Consider the following 256-nt stretch of genomic DNA (forward strand, 5'->3'; position numbering starts at 1 on the left):
CCGTTGCAAACAATACAACGGTAGCTAACTTAAGACGTTTAAACAATTTAAGTAGTGACGTGATTCGAATTGGTCAACGATTGGTTGTGGGTGAAGCACAGGTAACACCGACACCGGCACCAGCACCAACACCAACACCTGTGTCAAACCAAAGAACACATACGGTTGTACGTGGGGACACCTTGTCACATATTGCCGTTGCAAACAATACAACGGTAGCTAACTTAAGACGTTTAAACAATTTAAGTAGTGACGT

At 43.4% G+C, this 256-nt stretch carries 1 protein-coding gene; it reads left to right on the plus strand.

Annotation, left to right across the window (positions count from 1 at the left end):
* A partial coding sequence (locus ACYQ4S_RS12725; RefSeq protein ID WP_459771547.1) for a LysM peptidoglycan-binding domain-containing protein occupies positions 1 to 256 on the plus strand: 256 nt, incomplete at both ends.

The organism is Alkalibacterium sp. s-m-28 (assembly GCF_054658175.1).